The 26229-nt window shown below is 42.9% G+C and carries 26 protein-coding genes; 5 read left to right on the plus strand and 21 right to left on the minus strand.

Annotated features, from left to right (window positions below; all coding sequences use genetic code 11):
- Positions 1-25: 25 nt before the first annotated feature.
- From DOT_RS04620 to DOT_RS30265, 15 genes are all read right to left on the minus strand, one after another.
- Entirely contained in the window at positions 26-1165 is a 1140-nt protein-coding gene (locus DOT_RS04620; protein WP_009614884.1) for a PrpF domain-containing protein, read from the minus strand.
- Between the two features lies 1 nt (position 1166).
- Positions 1167-3014 (minus strand): cobalamin-dependent protein, encoded by a 1848-nt coding sequence (locus DOT_RS04625; protein ID WP_009614886.1) that lies wholly within the window; start codon positions 3012-3014, stop codon positions 1167-1169.
- A gap of 72 nt (positions 3015-3086) precedes the next feature.
- Positions 3087-4508 (minus strand): L-serine ammonia-lyase, iron-sulfur-dependent, subunit alpha, encoded by a 1422-nt coding sequence (locus tag DOT_RS04630; RefSeq protein ID WP_009614888.1) that lies wholly within the window; start codon positions 4506-4508, stop codon positions 3087-3089.
- Between the two features lie 26 nt (positions 4509-4534).
- On the minus strand, positions 4535-5431 hold the full coding sequence (locus tag DOT_RS04635) for an NAD(P)-dependent oxidoreductase (RefSeq protein WP_348982136.1): 897 nt from the start codon (positions 5429-5431) through the stop codon (positions 4535-4537).
- 21 nt (positions 5432-5452) lie between these two features.
- Positions 5453-6031: an amino acid synthesis family protein gene (locus tag DOT_RS04640; RefSeq protein ID WP_009614892.1), complete on the minus strand. Its 579-nt coding sequence runs from the start codon at positions 6029-6031 to the stop codon at positions 5453-5455.
- Positions 6018-6890 carry a UPF0280 family protein gene (locus tag DOT_RS04645; RefSeq protein ID WP_009614894.1) on the minus strand — a complete coding sequence of 291 codons (873 nt, stop codon included), beginning with the start codon at positions 6888-6890 and terminating at the stop codon, positions 6018-6020. Before DOT_RS04645 ends, DOT_RS04640 begins: the two co-directional genes overlap by 14 nt.
- A 107-nt stretch (positions 6891-6997) precedes the next feature.
- Positions 6998-8470, minus strand: coding sequence for a 4Fe-4S binding protein (locus tag DOT_RS04650; protein ID WP_009614896.1), 1473 nt, complete (start codon positions 8468-8470; stop codon positions 6998-7000).
- A 36-nt stretch (positions 8471-8506) separates the two neighbouring features.
- The gene (locus DOT_RS04655; RefSeq protein WP_009614898.1) at positions 8507-9667 is read right to left on the minus strand and encodes an amidohydrolase family protein; all 1161 of its coding nucleotides are present in this window, start codon (positions 9665-9667) and stop codon (positions 8507-8509) included.
- A gap of 399 nt (positions 9668-10066) precedes the next feature.
- Positions 10067-11401 (minus strand): MFS transporter, encoded by a 1335-nt coding sequence (locus DOT_RS04660; RefSeq protein WP_009614900.1) that lies wholly within the window; start codon positions 11399-11401, stop codon positions 10067-10069.
- A gap of 90 nt (positions 11402-11491) precedes the next feature.
- On the minus strand, positions 11492-12487 hold the full coding sequence (locus tag DOT_RS32270) for a molybdopterin cofactor-binding domain-containing protein (protein WP_009614902.1): 996 nt from the start codon (positions 12485-12487) through the stop codon (positions 11492-11494).
- On the minus strand, positions 12484-13758 hold the full coding sequence (locus DOT_RS32275) for a molybdopterin cofactor-binding domain-containing protein (RefSeq protein WP_009614904.1): 1275 nt from the start codon (positions 13756-13758) through the stop codon (positions 12484-12486). Before DOT_RS32275 ends, DOT_RS32270 begins: the two co-directional genes overlap by 4 nt.
- Positions 13751-14245 (minus strand): (2Fe-2S)-binding protein, encoded by a 495-nt coding sequence (locus tag DOT_RS04675; protein WP_009614905.1) that lies wholly within the window; start codon positions 14243-14245, stop codon positions 13751-13753. Before DOT_RS04675 ends, DOT_RS32275 begins: the two co-directional genes overlap by 8 nt.
- A 1-nt stretch (position 14246) precedes the next feature.
- The gene (locus tag DOT_RS04680) at positions 14247-15122 is read right to left on the minus strand and encodes an FAD binding domain-containing protein (RefSeq protein WP_009614907.1); all 876 of its coding nucleotides are present in this window, start codon (positions 15120-15122) and stop codon (positions 14247-14249) included.
- Between the two features lie 613 nt (positions 15123-15735).
- Positions 15736-17370, minus strand: a complete 1635-nt coding sequence (locus DOT_RS04685) for a sigma 54-interacting transcriptional regulator (protein ID WP_242833772.1) — start codon at positions 17368-17370, stop codon at positions 15736-15738.
- Between the two features lie 266 nt (positions 17371-17636).
- Positions 17637-17807, minus strand: a complete 171-nt coding sequence (locus DOT_RS30265) for a hypothetical protein (RefSeq protein WP_009614914.1) — start codon at positions 17805-17807, stop codon at positions 17637-17639.
- A 226-nt stretch (positions 17808-18033) separates the two neighbouring features.
- Between DOT_RS30265 and DOT_RS04690 the strand changes: the two genes are divergently transcribed.
- A complete protein-coding gene (locus tag DOT_RS04690; protein WP_009614916.1) occupies positions 18034-18522 on the plus strand; it encodes a hypothetical protein in 489 nt (162 codons plus the stop codon).
- Positions 18523-18910: 388 nt separating this feature from the next.
- The gene (locus tag DOT_RS04695) at positions 18911-19429 is read left to right on the plus strand and encodes a ferritin (protein WP_009614918.1); all 519 of its coding nucleotides are present in this window, start codon (positions 18911-18913) and stop codon (positions 19427-19429) included.
- Positions 19430-19581: 152 nt separating this feature from the next.
- Here the strand turns inward: DOT_RS04695 and DOT_RS04700 are convergent, their stop codons facing one another.
- Positions 19582-19791, minus strand: a complete 210-nt coding sequence (locus DOT_RS04700; RefSeq protein WP_009614919.1) for a DUF1657 domain-containing protein — start codon at positions 19789-19791, stop codon at positions 19582-19584.
- A gap of 217 nt (positions 19792-20008) precedes the next feature.
- On the opposite strand from DOT_RS04700, the gene DOT_RS04705 reads away from it, so the two are divergent.
- Positions 20009-20272 carry a hypothetical protein gene (locus DOT_RS04705; protein ID WP_009614920.1) on the plus strand — a complete coding sequence of 88 codons (264 nt, stop codon included), beginning with the start codon at positions 20009-20011 and terminating at the stop codon, positions 20270-20272.
- A 71-nt stretch (positions 20273-20343) separates the two neighbouring features.
- Here DOT_RS04705 and DOT_RS04710 read toward each other — a convergent pair whose 3' ends face one another.
- Positions 20344-20676 carry a metalloregulator ArsR/SmtB family transcription factor gene (locus DOT_RS04710; RefSeq protein WP_009614922.1) on the minus strand — a complete coding sequence of 111 codons (333 nt, stop codon included), beginning with the start codon at positions 20674-20676 and terminating at the stop codon, positions 20344-20346.
- A gap of 439 nt (positions 20677-21115) precedes the next feature.
- Between DOT_RS04710 and DOT_RS04715 the strand changes: the two genes are divergently transcribed.
- Both DOT_RS04715 and DOT_RS04720 read left to right on the plus strand, forming a co-directional pair.
- A complete protein-coding gene (locus DOT_RS04715) occupies positions 21116-22291 on the plus strand; it encodes an MFS transporter (protein ID WP_040411238.1) in 1176 nt (391 codons plus the stop codon).
- A 58-nt stretch (positions 22292-22349) separates the two neighbouring features.
- Entirely contained in the window at positions 22350-22616 is a 267-nt protein-coding gene (locus DOT_RS04720) for a DUF3343 domain-containing protein (protein ID WP_009614927.1), read from the plus strand.
- 80 nt (positions 22617-22696) lie between these two features.
- On the opposite strand, the gene DOT_RS04725 is transcribed toward DOT_RS04720, so the two are convergent.
- From DOT_RS04725 to DOT_RS04740, 4 genes are all read right to left on the minus strand, one after another.
- Positions 22697-23413 (minus strand): metallophosphoesterase family protein, encoded by a 717-nt coding sequence (locus tag DOT_RS04725; protein ID WP_009614929.1) that lies wholly within the window; start codon positions 23411-23413, stop codon positions 22697-22699.
- Between the two features lie 50 nt (positions 23414-23463).
- Positions 23464-23790: a metalloregulator ArsR/SmtB family transcription factor gene (locus DOT_RS04730; RefSeq protein ID WP_009614931.1), complete on the minus strand. Its 327-nt coding sequence runs from the start codon at positions 23788-23790 to the stop codon at positions 23464-23466.
- 218 nt (positions 23791-24008) lie between these two features.
- Positions 24009-25088 carry an ACR3 family arsenite efflux transporter gene (gene arsB / locus DOT_RS04735; protein WP_040411239.1) on the minus strand — a complete coding sequence of 360 codons (1080 nt, stop codon included), beginning with the start codon at positions 25086-25088 and terminating at the stop codon, positions 24009-24011.
- 459 nt (positions 25089-25547) lie between these two features.
- Positions 25548-26156, minus strand: a complete 609-nt coding sequence (locus DOT_RS04740; RefSeq protein ID WP_009614937.1) for an FmdE family protein — start codon at positions 26154-26156, stop codon at positions 25548-25550.
- Positions 26157-26229 lie beyond the last annotated feature (73 nt).

Here is a 26229-nt window from a genome sequence, read left to right on the forward strand (position 1 = left end):
CTGGGCAACCCGTATTTTTCCTAAACTAGATAGCAATGTAAACATAACCGTCCATAATACGGCGTGCAGTACGGCCAAAGGCCGCTCTCTCAAGCTTAATCCCGCCGCCTTCTTCCTTAGCTTCAACTTCGATAGCAATAACACCGGCAGGATGGCCGATTCTAACAAGCGGAGATTGAGAATGGGTCATAAGGTTCACAATCGAACCCGGTATTTTTGCTGCTGCCCCGGTACAAGTCGTTCCTGTACCTGCATAGGTCTTGTGCGTCACTTGCATATACATGAGTCGGGATACAAAGTCAACTTGATCAGCACTAATTATTTTGCCCGTAGTAAAATCGTGATAATCTTGTGGTTCACTGACAAAAGCAATCATTGGAAAGGCGGGACTGTTTTTTAAAGCATCTGCTTCATCTTTAGCCATCCCAATCATGGCTGCCGTTTTGCCACGGATTTTTTCTAACAAGTTCAGCAGTTCTTTATTTTCGTCTATTTGAGCCGGCATTTCAATTCCTGTAAGGCCTAAATCTTTAGCTCGTACAAAAACCATTGGATTTGCGACATCAATAATAGAGGCTTCTAAGGTGCCAAAACCTTCTATATTAAGGACATCAACAACTTTCCCAGTAGGCAGCATCTTATTAGTAACGGAACCCGCAGTGCCAGCAAAGTCCATCATGATTTTTGCGCCAGTGCCTGGAACTCCGGCAATTTTGTAGTCACCGCTTACTTTGGCGTGACCGTCTTGCACAGGAACCTCAGCAACCAGAATTTTACCGGTATTTGTATTGTGAATGCGCACCTTGGTGACTGGTTCAACAACTCTTACTAAACCTTCGTCAATGGCGAATGGACCCACGCCTGAAGATATATTTCCGCAGTTTCCGGAAAAATCAACCAATTCTGTTCCAATGCTCACTTGCCCAAATGTATAATTGACATCAGCATCGGAGCGTGTGGAAGGACCAATAATAGCTAATTTGCTCGTCAGAGGATCTGCTCCCCCCAAACCGTCAATTTGCCGTACATCGGGGCTGCCAAAGATGGCTAAGATCTCTTGAGTTCTTCTGTGTGGATCGGATGGCAAATCATTTTCCATCAGAAAAATTCCTTTACTCGTACCCGCCCTTAAAATGGCACATCGTATCCTGCGTTGCTCCGTCATCCTATTTCCCTCTTCCGTTCATTCTCACTTCTACCCACTTAATGACCTCATGTGGATCACTACCAGGACCGAAGAAACTCTCGACTCCTAAAAAATCGGTTCCTTCATTTTTAATCTTTTGTTCGATCAGCGCATGTTCCTCTTCTTTCTCTGCGATCCGTCCTCCAGCCATGAGTACCACATTCTCCCTGATTCCAAGTTCCTTAAGGCGCCTCTCTACACGTGGGAATAACGTTAAACCCAACCCTAAGAGATTGCTGACCCCAACCACATCCGCTTTGGTTTCTGCCGCGACTTCAGCTACGGTTTCAGGCAAATTCATCCCCCGTAAATAGATCACTTCATAACCTGCTTGCTCAAAAGCCTCACGGATAACGTTAATCCCGACCACATGGGCGTCCGCACCGACAGTCGCTAAAAGTATCTTTTCCTTTTTAGAAATAGGCTTTTCGGCTTCCACTGTAACCTTCTCCGTGGTAAAGGACATTTTATCCATTGGCACATCTGCCGGACCATACCCTGGTATATAGCGGCGAATACCATCTTTCCCACGGTGGGTTTTGACACCCCGTTTCAGATCCCAAGCAGCTGCTCTCGGCGCATCGAGAATGCCCTTTTTACCAGCTGCGACAATGATATCGATAAGCTCTTCATCCCCATAGTTTAGCCAAAAATCCGGCCCGATTTCTTCTGGACTTAACTCCCGAGACAATCCGAATGTGCTTCTCAAAACAGCCAAAGCCTCTGTGACTATTTCAGCTTGTCGGCGCTCAATAGCAAGATCCTTGATTTCGAAGGAAGCAATATTCTCAAAGACATTTTGGGTGGCCCAAATCGCCTTAGCCATTGATGCTCCCGTCGGAATCCCCACATTTTCCGCGGCTTTTGGCCTATAGAAGTTTGCTCCACCTAATTTGGCACTAATCGCCATCCTGGCAAAGTGAGCTTGCTCGGCAATCAGATCTGCCGGAGGATTCTGGAAAGTTTCAGGGACGACAATCAAAAACTCGCTCCACATCAGTTGCCTAAAGGCCCGCATGACAGCCAAATCGGCAAGCAAATTAATTCCAGCCACATTCATTTGAATACCGCTAAGTGCGCTAGGTAACCCGGCATGAATCGCCAGGCCTTCAGCTAAGAGACACATCGCTAGGGCCATACCATCTGTTCCGCCAATATTATTGAGATGTTTATGGGAATCTGTTTGGACAAAAATATTATTTTCAGCACAAATTTGCAGTGCTTTATACCCGTTAAAGACCTTCGTTTTATAATCATGAATACCCCGCCCACCGAAATGAACGTGGATAACGGGTCCGATATCTGTACCGTCGAAGCCGGCAATCAAGGAATTAATAATGGATAAGTGCGGTGTATCCCCAGTTGCATTAATACGCAGAGGATGATTTGCTCCACCACCCAGCTCAATGAATTGACGCTCTCCAGCTGGAGTTATACCACCCTTACCTCGGGACTGCTCAATCAAATCTGCCCCGTCTAAGGGATCAATGTGCCGAGTGGCTTCAGAATGCACAAAATGAAAGAGATCTAGGTTAAGTTCCTCAGCTACTTTATACATAGCTATTGATTCCTGATAAGTCTCTTCAGCAGAATTACGACCCAAAATCGGGTTTTGGGCAGGAATACCCGTCCAGGCTGCAAGGCGTCCCAACTCCGTTATACGGTAACCACTGCGTTCAACCCCATTAACGACTCTGGGAAAAGGTGCCGGTAAGCCGGTAATCGAACCATCCGAGCCCATTTTAGGCATTTCTACGCCAAAAACCTTTTCATAAGCTTGAACTCGTTCATAGTCCTCTGTAATGATCTTCTTGGTTTTTTCCTGCATTAGGTTCTTCCTCCTAACGTCCCTACGTACAACTTCCAATGACAACTTACGACATTTTGGTTGATGAGAGGTTCAATCAACCAGGACAATCCCTAACCGCTTAGCCGCCAAGATAGCTTGCTCCAAGGACGGTCTGGCGTTTTTAAGAACTAGTCGAGCGCCCCCTCTGTTCAAAGCTTCGACCATTGAATTTTGCTCTGTAGCGTAGATAGTAATCCTTTGCATCTGAGGATCATCCACTTTTACTATTTCAATTTTTATCTTCTTTTCCCGGACTCTTTGCATGATCTCCCGATAGGCTTTGCCGTCATCTGTACCGGCCCCCTGGACTGCAGCCATAAGAATTCCTGGAACGTTAATTCCACGCCGTGCAAACAGTTCTGCGTACAATTCGATCTTAACTCCAGTGATTTCTCCTTTCGCCAAGGCATGGGCAATACGTCCGGTATTCGTCGGTGATCCTACGGCTTGGCTGCTTCCCCCAACCACAGCTTCACCAAACGGCTTGATGATAGAATTAGCTTTTTCGGCAAGTACACGAGCTTCTTTTAAGGCTCTGTCCATAGTCACTTCAATGTTTGTCTTTTCTATTTCTTTAATTGAATCATCTACGAAGTATTCAACCTCAAGATTCGTTTTAAAGAAAGGCTGCATATAATCGTTAACCGTAGGAACTAGGTACGTCGCTGAAACGGGATGTACTGCTGCTGCCAGGGCCATCATGACGTCAACTGGTACATCGACAGGAATGTTGGTATGCAGAGCCAAGTTTGCTGCCAAATTGCCAATAACTACGCCACCACCGATATGAGTGGCGCATAGCCCTGATACCATTACCCGGGGAGTGCATGGGACACCAATCGTTGGAGATAACGCTAAAACGATAGCTTTAGCCAACGCTTGGGGCTGTCCTTGGCGGTATTCGACTAACGTTGCAGCTGTAGCAGCAGCGCCTGCCCCAAGGCCTTCCATATTGCAGCCCGTGGATATTTTACCCGCGCGGAAAATGGTTCCCACTTTTAGCATCACAGCTACGACTCGGGCCAATTCTTCTTTATCTTCGATGATCTCCTTAAGGGAACGGAAAATTCCGGTGTAGGTACAAGAATCTCCAGTTCCAGCGCAGGGTTGCAGTCCGCAAGAATGGTTGCCAACTTGAGCGGCTAGAGTATAAACAAGTATCTTATTGATGAGGTCATCCTCAAATAAACGATGAGAAAAGTCATTATAAGCTAATTCTTGAGGTGCTTTACCAAGCAAAAAACTAGAACCAGAGGTAATGCCCACCTCTGCGGCATAAAGGTTGTGAGCAAAGGCATTAATAACGGCATCGATAACCTCTTCTCGGGTCATAGCATTCTGGGACATGCCCTCGGCGATAATAACGTCACTGGCCCGTATGCCTAAATCGCCCGCGATTTCGACAACTTCACCTATCGTTAAATTTCCAGCTTGGTATCCCTTTGCTTGGATTAATTTTATGATCTCTTTCACTTGGATCACCCCTAGTTTTTTAAAGTTTAGACTCTGACTTTAATATTCAGTAGATCCTCCAGCGGTTTTATGACAGCGGAAATATCTTCCCGTCCTAATCCTGCAGCTCGCGCTTGCTCAAATACCTGTTGGGCAACATTCGCTAGAATCATCGGGACATTGCCCTCTTTAGCTGTTTGGATAGCGAGTTCAAGATCTTTATATTGGAGGTCGATTGCAAATCCTGCCTCAAATTGACCTTTAAAAACAAAGTTCGGCATTTTGGCTGTGAGCACATAGCTGTTCCCAGAACTAACGCTAATAATTTCCAACAAGAGTTTGGGATCCAGCCCCAGCTTTGTTCCTAAGACAAAAGCTTCTGCTGCTGCTGCCATATTCACGCCCAGCAATAGGTTATTGACGATCTTTACTGCATCTCCAGCACCTGCCTTACCCACGTGGTAAATCTTTTTACCCATGACCTCCAACAACGCTTGATAGCGCTCCACAAGTTCTTTCTCACCGCCCACCATAATGGTTAAGGTTCCTTCCGCTGCACCTTTTACCCCACCACTAACCGGTGCATCGATATAATTAAGCTGCTGTTCAAAGGCTTTTTTTGCCATTTTCTGGGTAAATGTTGGAGCAACACTCGACATATCAATGATCGTAAGTCCCGGCTTTGCTCCGGCGAAAACTCCCTGTTCTCCGAGAAGGACCTGTTCTACAATCCCCCCATTAGGCAACATTGTGATAATCACATCAACTTCTTGAGCTAATTCACAGGGATTCGGTACTCTTTTTGCCCCTTCAGCAACAAGCTCTTGAACAGCTGCCCCATTCACATCATTGACAAATAGCGGATACCCCGCGCCTAGGATATTTTTGGCCATAGGTTTTCCCATGACACCAATTCCAATAAAGCCTACTTTCAATGGTACCACCTCCTCTTATCAGCCTTATACTTATCTGAGGCCGTCTTCACCTTTAACTTCACTTTTTTGCAAGCCACCAATTCGGGGATGCGGACGCCCTGCATCCGTAACAACCAGCGCAACAACCAACTCATCAGCTCTAGGTGCATCAGCAATCCTAACTTCCATAGCATCATAGTGTGTACGCACAAATGCGGCATCTTTATAATGTACGGGCACATCCAGGCCTGTTCCCATTCCACCCAGCTTTTTAGCAGAAGGAATGATTGCTTTACCGCCTCCAACCTGTTCCCTAAGAGGTTTACCTAAACGAGGATGTAAAATAGCAGCGGCATGTTCAAGCTCACCTTTTTCACCGACAATAGCTCCCTTGCCGTAGCTCTCAACATCTTCTTTCGCAATTCCGAGTGCTTTTACTGCCCGTTCAGCGAGCATTGAACCCAATTGTTCACCAATTTCCATCAGTTCTGTTAAATCTTCCACGTACAGTCCGGCAAATGGATTATTAATAACAGCCATAGCCACCGCCTTACGTGTGGGTTTAGCGACAGTCTTTTTGCCATCTTGATGAGTTTCTTCAACGACCGTTACAATTTTACGAATTTCCATGTTGCTTTCCTCCTTCAAATTTTGCTGATTGACACAAGTTATCTGGTATCATAACCACCAAGTCATCCAGATAGAGTACCGCACCGTGAATACGGCCTTGAGACTTAAGTTCTATGGCTTTATGCAACCCATTTTCCAAAGCTTTTACCTTAGTTTGAGGGCTTAGATTCCCAACCTTAACTGTCACCAGATGACCAGGTATGTCTGTATTGGGATCTAATAATTCCGCCGGCAATCTCGAAATGCCTGGATCTTCAGTAAAACAATGATTAGCTATCAGCGTCGCACAAGCATCGGCAACTCGAGCAGTCTTCGCAACAACCGTCACAGCACTAGCGATACCCTTTGTAAAGCTTCGCCCTCCTAGACCACTGGTTGCGACTCCTCCAATTTCGTCTTCAGCAGTAAGGTTAAGAATATGGCTATACCCTGAAGATTCAATACTCGGTGTCAGCCCCAGCTTCGTCGTTTCAAGGCCAAGCAATCTTATCGCAATATCCCCGCCGTTATTGATCATGACCTTTGAGGCACCTTTTGTCACCAACCAATCGCCCGCTAAATCCGCAAAAGTACCCGCTACCGCTGCCATGGGCGTTAAGGTCCGATCTCCGGTTTCTAACACAGCCTCAACCATCAACCGTAAAGGCAAAGGATAGGCACTAAGCTCCGGTTCATCCAATGTTAAAACATCTTTTGCTTGTTTTTGAACTTCTGCTAAATCTGACAGAATCTTGATCACATACTCTGCAGCCTCTTGCAGTTGCTCTGTCATGACTAGGCCATGTGCTTTGGCCATTAACATCATTTGAACCGGGCCATAATTCAGAAATACCCGATCTTCGGCTAAGACATTGATCATTAGGGTAGACGCCTCCTTCGCGAAGTGTTCTGTTTGGGATAGAGGCTACTGTGAAAGCACTCCTCAGCTCGATAGTGTTAGTTATATTCAGACTCAGCTGAACAAGTTCACATTGAGACAATCTGACTTAGCTTCTTGATCGCCTTGATATGTCCACCTATTTCCTCATACTTTTCCAAAGACATTGTATATTCTACCGGAGCAACCGTTGCGGGTGTGGGAACCCAAGTAAAAGCTTTTGAAACTACTTTTTCAACATCGACCATGAAGTTAATTCCCCCACCAGGGAGTACATAGACCTCAGCACCGCCGATGGTTAATATCGCTTCTCTGTTATGGACAGCCTGGGTAACTTTAAGTGGATTTACCGCTACACCGGCCCGTGCACTACCGCCGGTTCCTCCAACATAGAGAGCAGAAACTCGTGCATTTTCACACGTATCGCGGATAGCATCAACTGCATTCTTAACTTCATGAGTCATTGGTATTTCAAGCACTGAACCATCTACTTGGACTTCGAATAAAGCTGCCATTTTCCCAGTAGTCTCGGTTACAAGAACCTTGCTACTTTGCTTAGCCCGGGACATATCGACAGACTGAATAGCATCTTTGGGATTTTCAATATTTGTTCCGCCCCACCCTTGGCCATGTTCCCCAAAGTAACGTCCCCGCGTACTCCGTCTGGCATTGGGAATGACTCCGCTCCAACACATGCCGACTGCTTCTCCAGCCATATGTTCTGAGAGCAAACCAACCACATGATGATCAAGAATAATCGCTTCATCAACAACTTCTTTGAGCTTTGCAGCAAACATACCAATCGTTGCACTTCCGCAGCCAACGCGCATCTTCGTATCTTCTACCCCGTTAATAATTGGTGGACAACCAACTTGAAGTTCCAGGGAGTTATTCTCAACTTTCAACGTCACTCGTTCTCCATTGGCAATTTCCACAATGGTTCGAGCAACGATAAATCCATCTTTACCAGTAAGAAGGTTTGCTCCGCCAATAGAAAGCATTTTGGAACCGTACTCTTCGGTATCAACCATTCCTACAACTTTGCCATTACGCTTAACCTTAGTGCCTTCTTCACCTACAAATAAGTTAGTATCAATCTTTACCTTAATCCCACTGTAACTTAAAGGTGCTTCGGTCACGACAGTAACCATCTCGACACCATCAATGGTGTCTTGAACAATATACGGTGCTGGCCGACAGCAGGGATAGGCAGTTCCAGCCCCAACTGCAGTGATCAGTGGGCCTCCTGGAGCAACGTCCGTCACTAATTTCCGGTTACGGATAAGCTTACCATCTTCATTCCCATAGCGCTGGCAAGCTCCCGTGTATCCTTCTAAGATCTCGCATTGTACCGGACAAGACGTACATTTAACTGCCCCCTCTTTAATTTCACTGATCTTAACTGCCGCATTGAAATGGCATACGCGAGTACAGATCCCACAGCTGGTACAACCATCTTGTATAAAAGCCTTTTTATCTTTAATAAGGATAGCTCTATTGGGACATTCCTTACTACAAATGCCACATCCCTTACATAACTCAATGTCAATCACAACCGCCATCTAGTTCAGTCCTTCCTGTCATCCATTAACTACAAATTACTTGACAGAATAATTACGTTTAGAAGGGGGAGTGTTACGACTCTTTGTAACTTTGATGACCCCATCGACCATAACAAGAGCCACTGCTGGCAAATCACCCGCCTCCAACGCTTCTAAAGCATTACTCCCTATGGAGCCCATGGGGGCATCCATGATGACCAAATCAGCTTCTTTACCTTCAGCGATTAGACCCGTTTCTAAACCAAAGACCCGAGCCGTATTACCTGTAGCCATCGCGATGGCTTTTTCAGCAGGGACATCTGACATGGAAGCTATAAAACTTATCGTCCGCAAGATTCCCAATGGAATAATACCCGTGCCGGAAGGAGCGTCATTGCCGAAGATGACTCTATCTAAAGCATCTTTCTCTGCCAATTTACGGACGGTTAAAGCGGCTATCTTGGGATTGCCGCATTGTACAATCTCAAGGGGCAAATCTGTCACGTTGATTAACTTTTCAACTTCAGCAGGAGCAATTGCCGTAGGACCACCATTGACATGGGAAACTACCGTCGGCTGAACAGCAATAACATCATCCGCTGTAACAGTCGAGCTTCCAGGAATTGAAGTTCCACCAGTATGCATGGCTATTTTCATTCCATATTTTTTGGCCCACTTAACCATCGGCGCAGCATCTTCAGGTTTCTTTACACTTCCCAAGCCAACTTCCCCGACGAGCCAGACCCCTTCCTTGGCCATCTCAGCGAAATCGGCTTCCACAAGTCCTTTTTCCAGAATTACCGCCCCACCATGAACTTTTAAACCGGATGAGCGTAAGTTTTTAAAGGACTTATGAACCAGTATTGCTAAGGCCTTTGTTCCAGCGGGGTCTTTTGGGCGTCCAGGAAAGTGGGGTTCACCTGCAGAGATAAACGTTGTTACTCCGCCATGTACGGCACCATCAAGATATTCTTGCGTTTTCTGGCGAGGGGTATAATCCCCAATCACCGGATGGACATGAGAATCTATCAAGCCCGGTGTTACGGTCATCCCTGCTGCATCAATCGTCTTTTCTATCTTAAAATCTTCCAGAATATCAGCATTACCTAGTTCGGCAATTTTTCCATCTTGAACAACCATCGTATTGGCCTTACTTAGCGGTTCTTTAATGTCCCCAGTTACTATCATCCCAATGTTTACTAGTGCAATAATCGCCATAAAGAATGCCTCCTCTATTCCTCTAGTTTTTGGGCTTTATTCTTCACTTTCTTTCAACTAGGCAAAGTGGTGTTTTTCATTTCAGCTTTCAATCATTATTTGATGCTTGCTTAACTTTCTGCTGCAATTTTTATACCAACAATTACACCTCGGAAATAACCTTTGCCTTGTCATTTTAAGGGGTATAATCTAACTAGGGCTGCTTATTTGCAGCTAACTGCAGGGGCAACAACTCACGTTTGAAATGAGTTCCCCTGTTGACAAGGTCAAAATTGACAGTAATTCTAATTATGCAATTATTCGTTTCATTAATAAAACGAATAATTGCATATCATAAAAACTCGAGTAAATAAACAGTTGCGACAGAATGTTGCCTTAGATTAACAATTAAAAATCTCTTTATAATTCATTAATCTCGTTCAAACTTTTCCCCTTGGTTTCAATCCCCAAAGTCAGAACTACTAGGGCAACAATAGCGAAGACAGCCGTTAACATACCAAACACATAAGTGTAGCCTGCAGCCTTACCATAGGACTGATAAATCCAGCCGACCACAAACGGAGCGGCAATAGCTCCAATCCGCCCAACCGCTGCAGCCCAGCCAGCGCCGCTTGCCCTTGTTCGAGTTGGATACATTTCCGGTGTGTAAGCATAAACTCCACCCCATGCTCCCAAGCTGAAGAAATAGAGGAGAGAACCAAAAATCAAAATTTCAGTAGGCGATGCGCTCTGTCCAAATAAATAAGCCGCCACGGCCGTACCCGACAGATAAATGACAAGAACAGCTTTCCGCCCAATTTTTTCAATTAGATAGGCTGCACTATAATATCCGGGCAGCTGTGATAAACTCATGATCAGGGTGAATTCCAGACTTTTAACCAAGACGAAGCCTTTTCCAACCATCAACGAAGGTATCCAGAGAACGAAACCGTAATAACCAAAGTTAATTCCCAACCACAGTATCCATAAAACCAAGGTGCGGCGGCGATAAGCCGCGGACCACAATTCGAGTAAACCTGTGCGATTATTATTTTCTTGAAAATTATTTGTCTCAACATCTTTAAGTGGAGCTAGCCCTGCTTCCCGCTCCATCTTGGCTACAATATCATCGGCTTCATTTATTCTTCCCTTTTGCTCTAGGTAGCGCGGCGACTCGGGAACTGCCTTCCGTAGGTAGGCAGAATACAAAGCGGGTATCGCCCCGACAAAAAATGCTACACGCCATCCAAACTGTGGAATCAAAAGTACGGCTATTAAAGAAGCTATTATCCAGCCCCAGGCCCAAAAACTTTCCAGTAAAACCACCATGCGTCCTCTGTTTTTTGCTGGGGAAAACTCACTAACTAAGGTGGATGCTACTGGCAGCTCGCCTCCCAATCCCAAGCCTGTAAAGAAACGAAAAATTAGCAGCATGGTAAAACTAGTGGCCAGTCCAGAAATACCGCTAAACACCCCATACATTACTAACGTAAACAAGATGACGCCTCGACGACCCCATTTATCCGCTGCCATACCAGATACTGCCGCCCCAATGGCCATTCCAATCGCTCCAACGCTGCCTATTAATCCCAATTGAGTGGGGACTAAGTTCCACTCCTTTCCAATGGCGGCCATTATCCCCGCAACAACCCCCTGATCCATGGCATCAAAGAGCCAACCGATTCCAGTTAAAAATAGGATTTTCCATAAAGTTCGCGTGGCTGGAAGTCTATCCAATCTCTGCGAGATATTCATTCAATTCAATCCCCTTTATTACATAATTTCGAAGATGATAGGTTCTCTAGCCTGCTCTGATAACGGAACTCAATTAATCGAGTACATCTCCTATATTGCCTCTACCTCCTTTCTATTTTTGATTGCTGCAATAATCTTTTCTGGGGTTAAAGGTAACTCATACATTCGAATTCCCAGTGCATCAGCCACTGCATTGGCAATCGCAGCAGCCGTTGGCACCAAGGCTGGTTCACCCACCCCTTTTGCCCCATAGGGCCCACTTATTTCGGATTCTTCAATGATTATTGTATGAATTTCTGGAACATCCAAAGCCGTGGGAATGAGATAAGTCGACATTCCAGGATTTTGTATTTCGCCATCCTTGAGAATTACTTCTTCAAGCAAAGCATAACCGATCCCCATAGCACAGCCTCCTTCAATCTGTCCTTCCACATTTTGGGGATTGATAGCTGTACCAACATCATGGGCTGCTACAATTTGTTTAACTTCTACAATACCTGTTTCTGTATCTACTTCTATTTCAGAAACTTGAGTCGCAAACGCATAGGTTGCATAGGGGATACCCTGTCCGGTTTCCGGGTCCAGTTCGGTGGTAACCGGATTATATGAGCCGTGTCCCAGAGTTAAGATACCTTTACTGCGACACTTGTTAATAATTTCTTTAATACTCATACCGCTAGACTTGTCGCTATTCCATATCTCTCCTTGAGAGAGGCTTACCGTTTCTGTTGGTATGTTTAATAGTTCGGCTGCTATAGCAATGACCTGATTCCGAACATTTTCGGCAGCCAAGCGAACCGCATTGCCAGAAACATACGTTTGCCTAGATGCCGAGGAGGCACCAGCGTCAGGCGTTACTTCAGTGTCGGCAGATACTATGACGACATCTTCTACGCAAATACCCAAGGTCTCCGCCGCGATCTGAGCCAGGACAGTGCTTGAACCCTGCCCAATGTCTGCACAGCCGGTTAAAACGATAGCTGTCCCATCATCAAGAAAATCAACAAAAGCCCCTGAAGGATTGGGGTTTGCCGTATTACCAATGCCGTACCACATATTAGCTATACCGTAACCACGTTTTTTCATTTATTTTCATCCCCCAGGCCTGGCATAACTTGGAGAGCCTTTTCCCAGGCAGCCTCTAATGTTTTTCCGATACCAACACTAACATCTAGTTTTTGTTGGGTAGCAGTAAGAGAACCTTTTTGAAAAATATTGCGCCGTCGTATTTCCAAAGGACTAATGTTTACTGCCTGGGCGACCAAATCCAGCTGGCTCTCGCAGGCAAACGCCATTTGCGGCGTACCGAAACCCCGCATAGCTCCACTAAAGGGATTATTGGTATAGACACAAAAAGCCTCGATATCCACATTCGGCACTTCATAAGGTCCTGTTGCATGCACTGCAGCTCTAAGCAAAGTTGCTGGTCCATAGGATGCATAGGCACCAGTATCCCCAACGATTCTGACTTTAACCGCTAACAACTTCCCCTCTCTATTTGCTGCGGTGATGTAGTCAATAAAGAAAGGATGGCGTTTGCCCGTAGCGACAAAAGACTCTTGGCGATCATAAGCAATTTTTACTGGACGTCCCAGCTTTAAAGCAGCTAAGCCGAGGAAACACTGCACCGAAATGTCCAATTTTCCGCCAAACCCGCCGCCGGTCGTTGTTTGGATAATTCTTAACTTATTCATGGCTAACCCTAAAACACGAGCGACATCGCGCCGATCATAATGGGGATTCTGAGTACCTGCCTTAATCACCAGCATGTCATTGTCCATATAGGCTACTCCGGCTTCTGTCTCAATATAGCAATGCTCAACACGTTGAGTGGTATAGCTCCCGGGAATAACCACGTCTGCTTGTTTAAAGGCTGATTCAACATCCCCTTTTTTTACTTTATAGACTGACAGAATATTGCCCGTCTCGTGGATTGCCGGAGCATCCTCCCTCATTGCCTCCCTGATATCATAAATAGGAGACAGGTCTTGAAGGCTAACCTTAATCAACCTCAGAGCTTTATTAGCGCTAGCTTCATCCTCTGCCGCTACCAAGGCTATCGCATCTCCTTTGAAACGCACCCTATTAGTTAGAGCTGGCTGGTCTTTGACTATTATTCCGTAGCTATTAATGCCAGGTATATCGACATGGGTGAAAATTCCTACCACCCCAGGAACCTTTAAGGCTTCACGTGTATCTATCCCTTGCAGTAAAGCATGAGCCACTTTACTGCGCAAGACTTTTAAACAAAGGGCTCCTGGGATATCTAGATCTGCCGCATATTGAGCCTCTCCAGAAACTTTACGTGGTCCGTCAATCCGCTGCACTGACTTGCCGATAATGTTATATTCAGGCACGGGAGACACCTGCCTTCGTTTCTTTTAGAGAAGCTGCTATCTCAATGCCTTGAACGATCTTTGCATAACCCGTACATCGGCAAAGATTGCCCGATATGGCTTTTGCTATGTCCTGCTTAGAAGGCTTAGGATTGTGATTCAGCAACACTCTTGCTGCCAAGATCATTCCCGGTGTACAGTACCCGCACTGGACGGCACCAACCTCTAAGAAAGCTTGTTGATAAGGATCAAGTTCTCCGTTTAGGGCAAGTCCTTCAATCGTTATTACCCCTCTGCCATGAGCCTGAGGAGCAAGAATTAAACAGGAATCTACTAACTCGTCATCTAGGATGACCGAGCAGGCGCCGCATTCCCCTTCTCCGCAGCCTTCTTTAGTGCCAGTTAAATGCAAAATATCCCGCAAAACATCTAGTAACCGTAATCCAGGATCGATGTCTAGGGCTATTGGTTTGCCGTTAACCTTCATTTCTAGGTGAAATTGAGCCACTTTACACCACCCCTTGTCCGCTATCCAAGAACAATTTCGTCAACAAATCCCGAGCAATCCCCTTCACGGCTTCACACTTGTAAACTGCCGAAGGCCGAGAACCAAGCACTCGCGTTACTTCACATTCAGCCTCAATAGCAAACTTCTCTATTAAAACTTCAGATGGCGTTTGTCCAAGCAAACTATTCTCCAAAACGACATAGCGGCGAGGATTTGGTCCGACGGCGCCCAAACCTACACGGGCAAAACTAATTCTTTCCTCTTTGACATTAAATATAATTGCTAAATTCATTCTCGCAATCGCCAAAGCTTTGCGGCGACCTAACTTGATAAAACCAGTTTTACTGCCTGGAGGTGGAATCTTAAAGTTTATCTCTGTGATTATTTCCTGGGGGTGAATATTAGTTTTTCCAGCCCCGCACAGCAATTCACTAACAAGGACGCGCCGAGATCCCTTAAGGGAATCAAGCCTCGCCTTAGCATCTAACGTTACCAAGGCTGTTACCGTATCAGCCGCCGGCGAAGCATTGGCAATATTCCCACCAATAGTTCCTAAATTACGGATTTGGGGTGAACCTACTGCAGCCGCAGCCTCTGCCAAAAGCGACGCTTTAGCTCGTATTAGGGGAGACGTTTCGATTTGCGTAAAAGTTGTCAAACTACCTATCTTTACCTCATTACCGTCTACACTAATCCGTTGGATATCCGGTAACTTAGATAAATCAACCAACCCGTCGGCTTTTAGCTCCCCCTTGCTCATCGCCGGAACGATGTCGGTCCCTCCCGCCAAGGGCCTCAATTTGCCGCCCGATTTTGCTAATAACTCCAGCGCAGTAGTCAAAGATTGAGGTTGATAATATTCACTTAGATCTGGCATGAAATCGCATCCTTAATAATAATAATGGCCTATGTCGGTCACAGATCTTGATGGATTTAGAACTTCAAGAAGTACGTTAAAACTCCCCAGCCTCCAAACTTGTGCTAACCTTCACCTTTTAAACAACAATTTCCTCCTTTAATAGCCTGCCTTGATAGCTTTTCTCTCTAGCTTATAGGCCACGCAATTTTAGTGCCAAAAAATTATTAAAAATAACCTTACGTTTAGTCCATTAAGACATCACTCCTTTCAAATAGGCAAAATGGTGCCTTAGGTTAGTTTGTACTAATCTAAGGCACCATTGCCATGAACACTTCTTTGAAAATTAAAAAACCTTCTGTATTAAGTGATAATCTTTAATACTTGCTTTCTTACCATTGCAAATTTTGTGCCAACAATTATTCCCTCTCCCAAACCATAATCCCGTCATTTTAAGGGGTATTTTAAGAGTATTATCTAATTCGGATTGGTATTTGTGGATAAAAGACAGGAATAATAACTCATTTATGAAATGGCCGACCCCAACGAGCAGGTCAGATATTAGGAAACATCTCAATCATGCAAGCATTCGTTTCATTAATGAAAACAAAATAAATGCTTTGTACATCACAAATCACATTTGCTCTCGTTCCATCCCATACTCAGTTAGTTTTCGCCATAAGGTCGCCGTACTTATTCCCAGAATGCGCGCTGCCTTGACCTTTTTATACTTGGCCATTTCCAGCGCCTTTTGAATAATTAATTTTTCAGTTTCTGATAATGCCACCTTTAAGTTAAGCTCTTCATTCTCAATCTCAATTACCACGGATTCTTTTAATGCCCTTTGACCTTGCCCTAGGTAAGGAGGCAAATGTTCAGGTAGAAGTATCGACTCTTGCCGTACCATATTCATAGCAGATTCAATACAGTTCTGGAGTTCACGTACATTTCCCGGCCAAGAATAATTTTGCAAGATTTTTAATGTCTCAGCGTCAATGCCTTCAACAGGTTTTCCAAATGACAAGACAAATTTGTGAATAAAGAACCTAGTCAATAAAACAATATCTCCAACCCGCTCTCTCAGTGCAGGGATTTTTAACTGGACTACATTTAAACGATAGAAAAGATCCTTTCTAAATTTTCCATCCGCGATGAGATCGTTCAACTCTTTATTGGTAGAGGCAATGACCCTAACATCAATTTTCTGAGGTTTAAATCCACCAACCCGCACCACCTCTCTTTCTTGAAGTACTCTGAGCAATTTAGTTTGTAAACTAATTTCCATCTCACTAATTTCATCGAGAAAGATAGTACCTCCATTCGCTTGTTCAAAAGCACCAGGACTTCCCCCTTTCTTCGCCCCGGTAAAAGCCCCTTCCTCATAACCAAAGAGATTGCTTTCAATGAGTGAAGCTGGTAAAGCCCCACAGTTTAACGCCACAAACGGAAGATATCGACGATCACTAGCATTATGTACTGATTGAGCAAACAGTTCCTTCCCAGTTCCGGTTTCTCCATAAATAAGAATCGAGGAAACACCATCTGCAACGAATTTTGCCATACTCTTTGTTTTGGCCAATACTTCACTTTCCCCAATAATGTCTTCAAAACAATAGTTCGCACTTTGGAACTTCTTAACTTCATCATATAATTTTTGATGTTGGCGAGCTGCATTTTCATTATTAAATCCAAAACCGATTTTCTCGGTAATAGGAATGCGGACTGCCATTGCTCCATTGACTGAAAAAGACTTTCCTACCACAGGCTCCTGAGAAACCATAGCTTGTCTGGCCTGTTTACTCACTTGCCCTTTCAACTGGTGTCGCTCAGTTCCATTCGAATAATAGCTTAATAACCGTTCACCCATATCGTTAAAAATTACGGCTTCGCCACCAGCTACTCGGGCTATCATCGGAAGCGCCTTTATTAAGGCATCTTGAAATTTTTGTTCTCTTTTCAGACGCTCCACATTACTGCACGACAGGACATATTCACCGATTGGCAATGCCCAAGCATCCGCCTGATCTGCTATTTGAGAAACACCGATTAACGGACGAGCCTGCTGACCTGCATCTCTTGCCAAATCATATATTTCCCCATTCAGTTCCTTTATTTCCGTTCCACTCCAATCAATGGTACATAGTCGCTGGCCCTCAGAGTTCGTAATCGTTGCGTATCCACCCGTTGTTTTTGCCAAAATTGGCAATATCATTATCAGTTTTTCTAAATTATAATGATTGTTCATTTCAACCTCCGTAAATACATTCATAAAACAAGCACCCTAATTTTTATCACCTCTGTAATGAAAGTTCCCGAGCGGTCCCCTTGTCTACTTCACTCTATCATACCTGTTCAGATGGAGAAATGTCGAAACATATTTTAATTTATCAAGAATTCCCTTCAAGCTCTGAAAAACAATTGCTGGAGACCATTACTCACATGAAGATTATGTTGTTGCTACGAACGGCGAGAAGGAGCCTGCAAGAAAATATAAACTGATAATCAGTCAGTTTATATTTTCTTGAGCCTTAAGAGTTATCCTCGTTTTCTTAGAAAGCCAATAGGATTTTGTTGGATTCTTTGTTCAAAATCAGCCTGAGAATTAATTCCCTTCTTTTGCATGAAACGGTTTAGACCGTTCGGAACAGCTTGGTCTTGACCTTGGGTGGGAACATTTCCTTGATTCCTGAGAAAATTCAGAGCCATTCAAAACACCTCCCTAATTCCAATATATTCCACAAATTACCTTGGCGTCCCAAATAATTCAATTTTTTATCTTTAGTAAGCTAACTATGACTCTCGGATTAGAAATCAATTTCTATAATTATTAAGTCCTTAAATTATGGAACATTATGGAATTTAATGCATACCGTGTTAGCATAAGAATCCTAAACCAAATGATTCTCACATTTAATATAAAGGGGGCCTACCCATGACATCGTTGATGGGGCAACAGGGTTATTTCCCAAATCGACAGAACAGGTTCTCCCCTATTCAGCGACAGGGAACGAACAACGTTCAAAGTCCTGGACAATCACCCGTTGCACAACAAATTCAATATACACCAGCCACCCAACCGACCATTATACCAATAACGCAGCCCACTTCTTCCATTCAAAAGCAAGTTCCTCTATTGGAGAAACATCCAACCTCTTCTGTTCCTGCGTCTTCTAACCTCTGGCAACAGCAAGCAGGAATTCTTCTAAAACAATACGGCCCTTCAATTATGAGACAATTTGGTCCTCCCCTGGCCCGCAAAGTGGGCCTCCCCATCGCCCAGCATGTCGGCCCTCCCTTAGCACGTAAAGTAGGAATTCCCCTAGCCCAACGTGTTGGCACTCCTCTTCTGCGCAAAGTATTTATTCCTCTCGCTAAGCGAGCAGGATTTGCACTCATCCGACGAATAGGACTTCCTTTTTAAAAACGCTTATACGCTGAACAAAACTCTGTACCAAGATGTTTTAAGATCAGATCGCATACCTTGAGTTACTCGTATAAAGAAAAAAGGCTGTTGACAGGTTACAACAAACCTATCAACAGTCTTTTTGTTTAGTGGCGACATTCATTTCACGCGATAGAATGGGATATTCTGCTCATCGAAAGAGACATCTTGAAAGCTATTTCAGATTATTTAATCTATATGCATAGTGATTACACTTTGCTGCATAAGCTTAACTTTTATCTATTTGATAAGTATTATAATTATTTTTATAAAGATGTTATTATTTGCAGGAGCTTTGTGGAATAATATAGAATACATATTTAAACGTTTAAGGGTTAATTATAAAAAAAGAGGTAGGTGGAATACATTGCAAAACGAACAAATGATTCAAGCCATTAATGATCAAGTGAATAAAGAATTTTTCTCAGCCTATTTTTATCTTGCTATGCAAACTTATTTTTCATCCATGAATCTGGACGGATTTGCCAATTACTTCCGAGTTCAAGTTCAGGAAGAACGCGATCATGCCCTAGGCTTTTTCAACTATTTGAACAAAATAGGCGGCAAGGTAACCTTATCCGAGATCAAAGAACCTCAGAATGAGTTTTCCAGTCCTCAAGAAGTATTTGAACTCGCTTTAAAACATGAGCAATTCATTACCAATTCTATCTATGAGCTCATGAATATCTCACGCGAAATCAAAGACCATACGACTGAAATTTTTCTTCAATGGTATATCACAGAACAAGTAGAAGAAGAGGAAAACATGGGGCGCGTGCTGAATAAGCTTAAACTTATAAATGGAGACGGGGCAGGACTCTTTATGATCGATAGTGAGCTCGCCCAACGCGTCTATGTCCCCGCAGTAATTCCTGGAGCGGTTTAATCTCACAGTTATCATCACGTTATCCTCAAATTTTTTAATCCCCCAACTTCATAAAACGAAAGAGTTCTGTTGGCGTTATTACGAACGCTGACAGAACTCTTTATCGTGCCATATAGTTGCCTTAACTATCTCCGCCTTACTACTTTCTCAGTTTAAGTGGTTTGTTGATTCATTGGATTACTTTGTTCAATATAAGCAAGACGGTTGTTGAGCATGGTGACATGACGCTGCGCATCTTTAGATAGTTCCTCGAACATTGCCTTGGCCGATTGGTCTTGAGTCGAAAGAGAAAACGTGGAATAAGTACCGAGAGCGGATTGGGCCGCAGCCACTGCTTTTTGTAAATCTGATTGAACTGTCATTGGAACCCCTCCCTATGAATTTTCTTCTAACAAACTTAGTATTAGAAGCCATGCGCTATTCTATTACAGGAAAATATCCCAATTCATTTAAGGTTATATGTGTATCCCAAAGACCAAAACATATATACCTTTACAGGGAACACTAGTTCTGGTAAAGTGGTTTATAAGAGACTACCCCTGATGTCTATACATTTTTTGAATTAGGGCGGGTGATAGTATGCGAATTTTAATGCAACCGATCGAAATGATTGCTTGGTTTACCCTTGAGGGAATCCCTCATCCTATTCGATATAAGCTGACTTCTGATAACGATTCTAGCATAGTAGTCAAAGTCAGCCGAGTCGTAACACGCTCCGAGGAGAAACTCGCCGGAAATCGCATGTTTATTTTTCGTTGTCAAAGTGAAGTTGATGGGCTTTTAAAGCTGTTCGAACTTAAATATGAGTTGAGCACCTGCAAATGGTATTTGTATAAGGCTTAAAGAAAAAAATCCCGCCACACTGAACTTACAGTGGCAGGAATTTTTAGATTTAGCTCTTTTCTTACAACTTTCTAACGCTCGGCAAGATGCTTCATCAAAGCTTCTCCCTCTCTAAATTGCTGCGCAAGAATCTCTTGAACCTTCTCTAGGATTATCAAAACTTCTGGATATTTAATGCGATACAATACTTTCAAGCCAACTTTAGTTGATTCAATAAGATGCTGTTTGCGCAAAATGCTCAAGTGTTGAGATAAATTCGATTGTTCAATCCCAAACTCTTCTATAAACTCACAAACACATACTTCCTCTTCACTTTTTGCTAAACGTTCAAGAATACGTACCCGTGTAGGGTGTGCTAAGGCCTTAAAGAAATCACTTTTCATGGATATAATCTGTTCTTCCACATAAACCCCTCTAATCTATTTTTAATTATCATCTTGCCCATAAAGAACCCATTTAATAATATTATAATATCTCTATTATAATATATTTTTCAATTTAAATTCAACTGATGTACCATTAACATTTTTCTCAATAATAGTTACTGCATCATTTGCTTCGCATTTAATAAATCAATATTTTTTATTATAAAACTTGATCCTAATTTTCTGTGCAGCATCATTAAGTTTGATCTCTTTAAAATTTGTCAACCAGCATATTGGTCCCAAAACGGTTTAAAAATTACCATAAAATCGTATAATTTATTCAATTTTTATAATATAATAATCTTGTTATACTTATAGCATTGTAATAAATATACGCAAAGGAGGAGAGAACATATTCTTTAGAAAGCAACAAATCATTGTAATAAAGCTGTGAAGTTAATTGCTTTGGAGGGAAAGTATGAATAAAAAAAGTATCCTCTTAATCCTTGGCTTGGCTGGATTTGTAGTGATGGCAGATAATTGGGTTGTTTCTCCTATCCTACCTTCTATATCAAAGGATATTGGAGTAAACCTTGCAAGTACTTCGTTAATAATTTCAGCCTATATGATTCCGTTTGGATTGTTTCAACTTATTTTTGGCTACCTTGCCGACAAGTTCGGTAAAAGACAAGTTATAAGTTTCTCAATGGTTTTCTTTACTATTGCGACAGGTTTATGTGCACTCGGTACTGGTCTAACCGACCTTACTATCTACAGGGCCTTGACAGGCATATTTGCAGCTTCAGTAATGCCGATATCGTTGGCGTTGATTGGCGATATCTTCCCTTTAAATGAACGTCAGACAGCCATTGGGACCTTCCTCGGCATATCCTTTTTGGGACAAGGTTTAAGTATGGCCATTGGTGGTTCTATTGCCTACTTTTTCAATTGGCGTGGCGTATTTCTGATTTACGCCATATTGTCTGTAGTGGCAACCATTCTATTGCTAACCATAGGAAGAAACATACCTTCCAGCAAAAACAAAGGAAGCAAAGTATTTGCCCCCTACTTAAACCTTTTAAGTAACCCTTCAAGTCTAAAGATTTATCTACTTGTATTATTTGAAGGTTTTTTTCTTTTAGGCTCTTTTTCATTCCTTAGTGGATACATACAAAATATCTATGACTTTAATAACTTCCTAATCGGACTGATTATGTCAACTTTTGGAGTTATGTCTATTATCGGTGGACGCATTTCCGGGAGAATCTCTGCCAAAGTTGGACGCAAAAAGACAATTCTTCTTGGACTTACTTTTGCTTTATTAGCCATGCTAATAATCATAACCTTGGGTAGCGTTCTTGTAGCATTAATTTTCGGCATAGGTCTTTTAGGTTTAGGCCTCATGCTTGCCCATTCAACCTTCTTAACAATTGCTACCGAATTCGCAGCCAAAACGAGGGGCGTCGCTATGTCACTTGTTGCCTTCTGTTTCATGGGTGGCGGTGGATTAGGCACTGCTTTTGGAAGCCGAATTGTGGGAAATAGCAGCTTTCTTACACTGTTCATTATCTATAGTATTGGCCTACTGATATTAATTTTCGCTGTATCCATGATTAAAAGAAGTTTTATTATTGCAACAACACAGCAAAAATAAGAGGCAGGATTCTCTTCGTTTCAACCTTCTATATTATTAAGAATAGGAGTCTATGCCAATGCTCTATCGTGAACTGATACATTACCGTGCTCTAATTACCTTTGATTCTTTAACCCAGGCTATGGCTGCGGAGAAAGTCCTTAAAAAGCTTGATTGCCCCTATGCTCTAATCCCGACTCCAAAAGCAATGCGGTCTGGGTGTAATAATGCCCTATGCTTTCCACTACAACGCAAAGATATTCTTGAAGATTTATTAGATGCCAGTGTAGTAATTATGGGTGCATATGAAGCTACTGAAGAGGGCTTCACTTCCTTGAATTGGTAGATATGCTACCAACCTTTTCACACCCCTTAAGAGTGCAGAAAGCAACCCTTCTTGCACTCTTTTTGCCCAACTGGCGCTTCTTAATACTTTCCTGTCCGAATTATTTGGGCAAACTCATTTGGCAACTCAGAGGCCTCAATTGCCATTGCCGTTTTTTCATAATCATAAGGTACTTTTCGAAAATCAACCGTTACATCCCTTGCAAAAGACAGGAGTGCATAGATAGCTTGAGGGTCCCCATGCTTTGGTTTTCCAACGCTGCCTACGTTAATTAGCAATTTATCCTTTAAGACCATGGTAAAGGGAAGATGGGTATGACCACAGATAAGAATGTCGGTGCCAGCAAGAGCAATAAGCTCGCTAGCATAATCTTTAGAAATTTCTTCTGTGACATACTCGTTTAACCTATTTGGGCTGCCATGAACTAGGAGTAATCGTTTGCCTGCTATACTAAACCGTATTTCTTTGGGGAGATTTCTCAAAAATTCTTTATTCTCTCCAGAAGTATGCCTCTTGGTCCATGCGATAGATTTATGGCCCAAAGCCTCAGCTTCAGCATCCTTATAATCACAACCACAAATAAATCGTTGATAACCAATTCCATCGTCATAGTTACCCATGACTGTTGGGATGTTCTTTTCTTTGATCAAATCAATGACTTCGTTGGGGAATGGGGCATATCCTACTAAATCACCTGCACAATAAACCCTGTCGACCTGTTGTTCCTCGATATCTTTTAGCACAGCCTTTAGAGCAATGATATTGGCGTGAACATCAGATATTATCGCAACTCTCACAACAAATTCCCCCTATTGTTTCAAACTCAACTATTGAGTCTTATCCTAGTTTAAGTTGGACATCCTTTAGCACGCGCTAGCCTTTCCTCATCCTCTTTGACCTTGGGAAAAGTAGGCAAAAGCAAGCTAATCAGCGGATTTTCTAAATTAAGTGAATAATAAATCCATTGCCCTCCTCGGCGCTCATTCACAAATCCAGTTTGCCGGAGGCGCCTCATGTGTTGAGACACCCCCGGCTGGCTGATTTCCAATACTTCTGTCAAATCACAGACACATAACTCCCGCCCCTGCAGTAACGATAGAATCCTCAACCGCATCTTATCTCCTAGAACCTTAAATTCTTCAGCCATTGCCTCAATGCGCAGTTCTAAACCCAAAACTCTGCCCCCTTTCTCATCATCTATCACTTATATAAATATATTATTATATGTCTTGTGGAATAACAACCTACTTAAAAGGTTCTTCCTCAAAACCAAAACTCCCGTTAATATTTCTAACTAACAGTTTATCATAGATATACTTTTTTCTTTTCCGCTTTAATAGATTGGAATCATCAAAGGGAGGGCGTCTCACCCTCCTTTTTACTCGAGACTTTCTACTTTGCTCTTATCGGCAGTCCCTTTTTGTTAAAATACTTCTTCCCAAAGAACAAACTAACATTAACTAAGGCAATCATTACAGGCACTTCGATAAGTGGACCGATGACCGCAGCAAACGCAGCTCCAGAGTTAATCCCAAACACCGCGACAGCAACAGCAATGGCCAGTTCAAAGTTATTGCTCGCTGCCGTAAACGCTAAGGTGACCGTTTGACCATAGGGAAGCCCTTGTCGCCAAGCCATATAGAAAGAAACAAAATACATAATTGTAAAGTAAACTAACAGCGGTATAGCAATTCTTACGACATCTAAAGGCACGGAAACAATAGTCTGGCCTTTGAGCGAGAACATGATAACAATCGTGAAGAGCAAGGCGATCAGCGCAAGTGGACTAATCTTTGGGATGAATTTCTTCTCGTACCATTCCTTCCCTTTCATAGGTAAAAGGATAAAGCGCGTAAGCATCCCCGCAAAGAAGGGAATACCTAGATAAACAAGCACACTCTTTGCAATCTCCCACATACTGATGTCAACTTTAACACTTAGAGCGAGACCGAGCCAGCTTGGCAAGACGGTAAGAAAGATATAGGCATAGATTGAATAGAAAATAACCTGAAACACAGAATTCAGAGCAACCAACGCTGCTGCATACTCTGAGTCTCCTTTGGCCAGACTGTTCCAAAGAATGACCATGGCAATACAACGGGCTAGGCCAATCATAATAAGTCCAGCCATATACTCTGGATAATTATGCAAAAAAATCATGGCTAGAGCAAACATTAAAAGTGGTCCAATAATCCAGTTTTGAATCAAGGATAAGGCCATAACTTTCCCATTTCTAAAGACACATCCGATCTCCTCATATTTCACTTTTGTTAGTGGTGGATACATCATTACGATTAAACCAATGGCAATCAGAATATTGGTGGTTCCGACCTGAAATTCGTTAATAAAACCTGACGTGCCTGGAAAGACAAAGCCAATACCCACACCAACTGCCATCGCCAAAAAAATCCATAAAGTTAAGTAGCGATCCAGTGTTGATAACTTGCGACTTACTGGCAATTCAACATTCATACTTTATCATGCTCCTTGTTATATCTCTCATCATAATTCTTACGTTAGACATCCATTTAGAAGTCATAAATCATTCTTCGTCCTCTCCAGGGCCTTTCATTCATCAATCTCGCTTAATGAAGCCGTCTCTCCTTAATTTCTTAAAACCATCGCTTCGATACACTGTTCAGTATACTGTGAGCTTACTCCTTTCTGTAATTAATAAATTGCTTATATAAGTATATTATTATATATTTTTGTTTTTTGCAAGGCTGTTTATCTAAGTCTTTAAAACCTGTTATACCTTCCAGATCAAATTCGTTAGGCTATTCGAGGAAAACAAAATCCTCCTTAGCAAAAATAAGAAATTGATAGGGGGCTTTAAGTAAGGGCACTCATCCATACCCATGGATAAGTGCCCTTAGTGTGATCAAAAGACCTTCTGAACCGCATCATAGATCTTGTTATGGCCGATCCCGTTTATTTATTTGCTTTTTCCGCACAGGGAATACAGACTTTTTCGCTATTGACAGTTTGCAATTTATGCACGAATACCCGTTCACCACACACCGCGCATAAGTCGGTATCAAATGTTCCTTTCGTCTTTTCGAAATGATAATCAAACACTGGACTGATAGCCAAAAATTCTTCTTCAGCCCGGTTCATAACTCCGTCTACTAGCGGATCAGTGATATTGGCGATTATGTCCTGTGGCAATACACCTTGTTTGCGTTGAAGTACAAAGGGTGACTGTAACATCTTGCCAAAAAATTCGGCTTTTAACTGAACGCGCACGGCTTTTTGCAGTTTCGTATCAATTAAGGTAAAGGCCATTTTACCTACATAGGTTTTCTTAATATTGCTTTTGCCATACGTGCAGCCAGTTACAGTCATCAATCCGTCAACAAAACAACCTGCGGCGTGATCGTTGCCAGTCTCCACTACCATCACCAACTCCTTATCCTGGGAACGCTCCACACCAAGTGAGTTCATAGCCGCTGCTCCAGCCCTGAGACCTAACGGCATGGCCGGGCACTTGTGTCCGTGAAATTTGATTCCTACTTCGAAATAATCTTTTGCATTAATCATGCTAAATATAACCTCCTTTTATTTTTTAGTTTTATTGAGTTCTGACCCAAAATATAGTTCAAATAATATATAG

The organism is Desulfosporosinus sp. OT, from assembly GCF_000224515.1.
Lineage (GTDB): Bacteria > Bacillota > Desulfitobacteriia > Desulfitobacteriales > Desulfitobacteriaceae > Desulfosporosinus.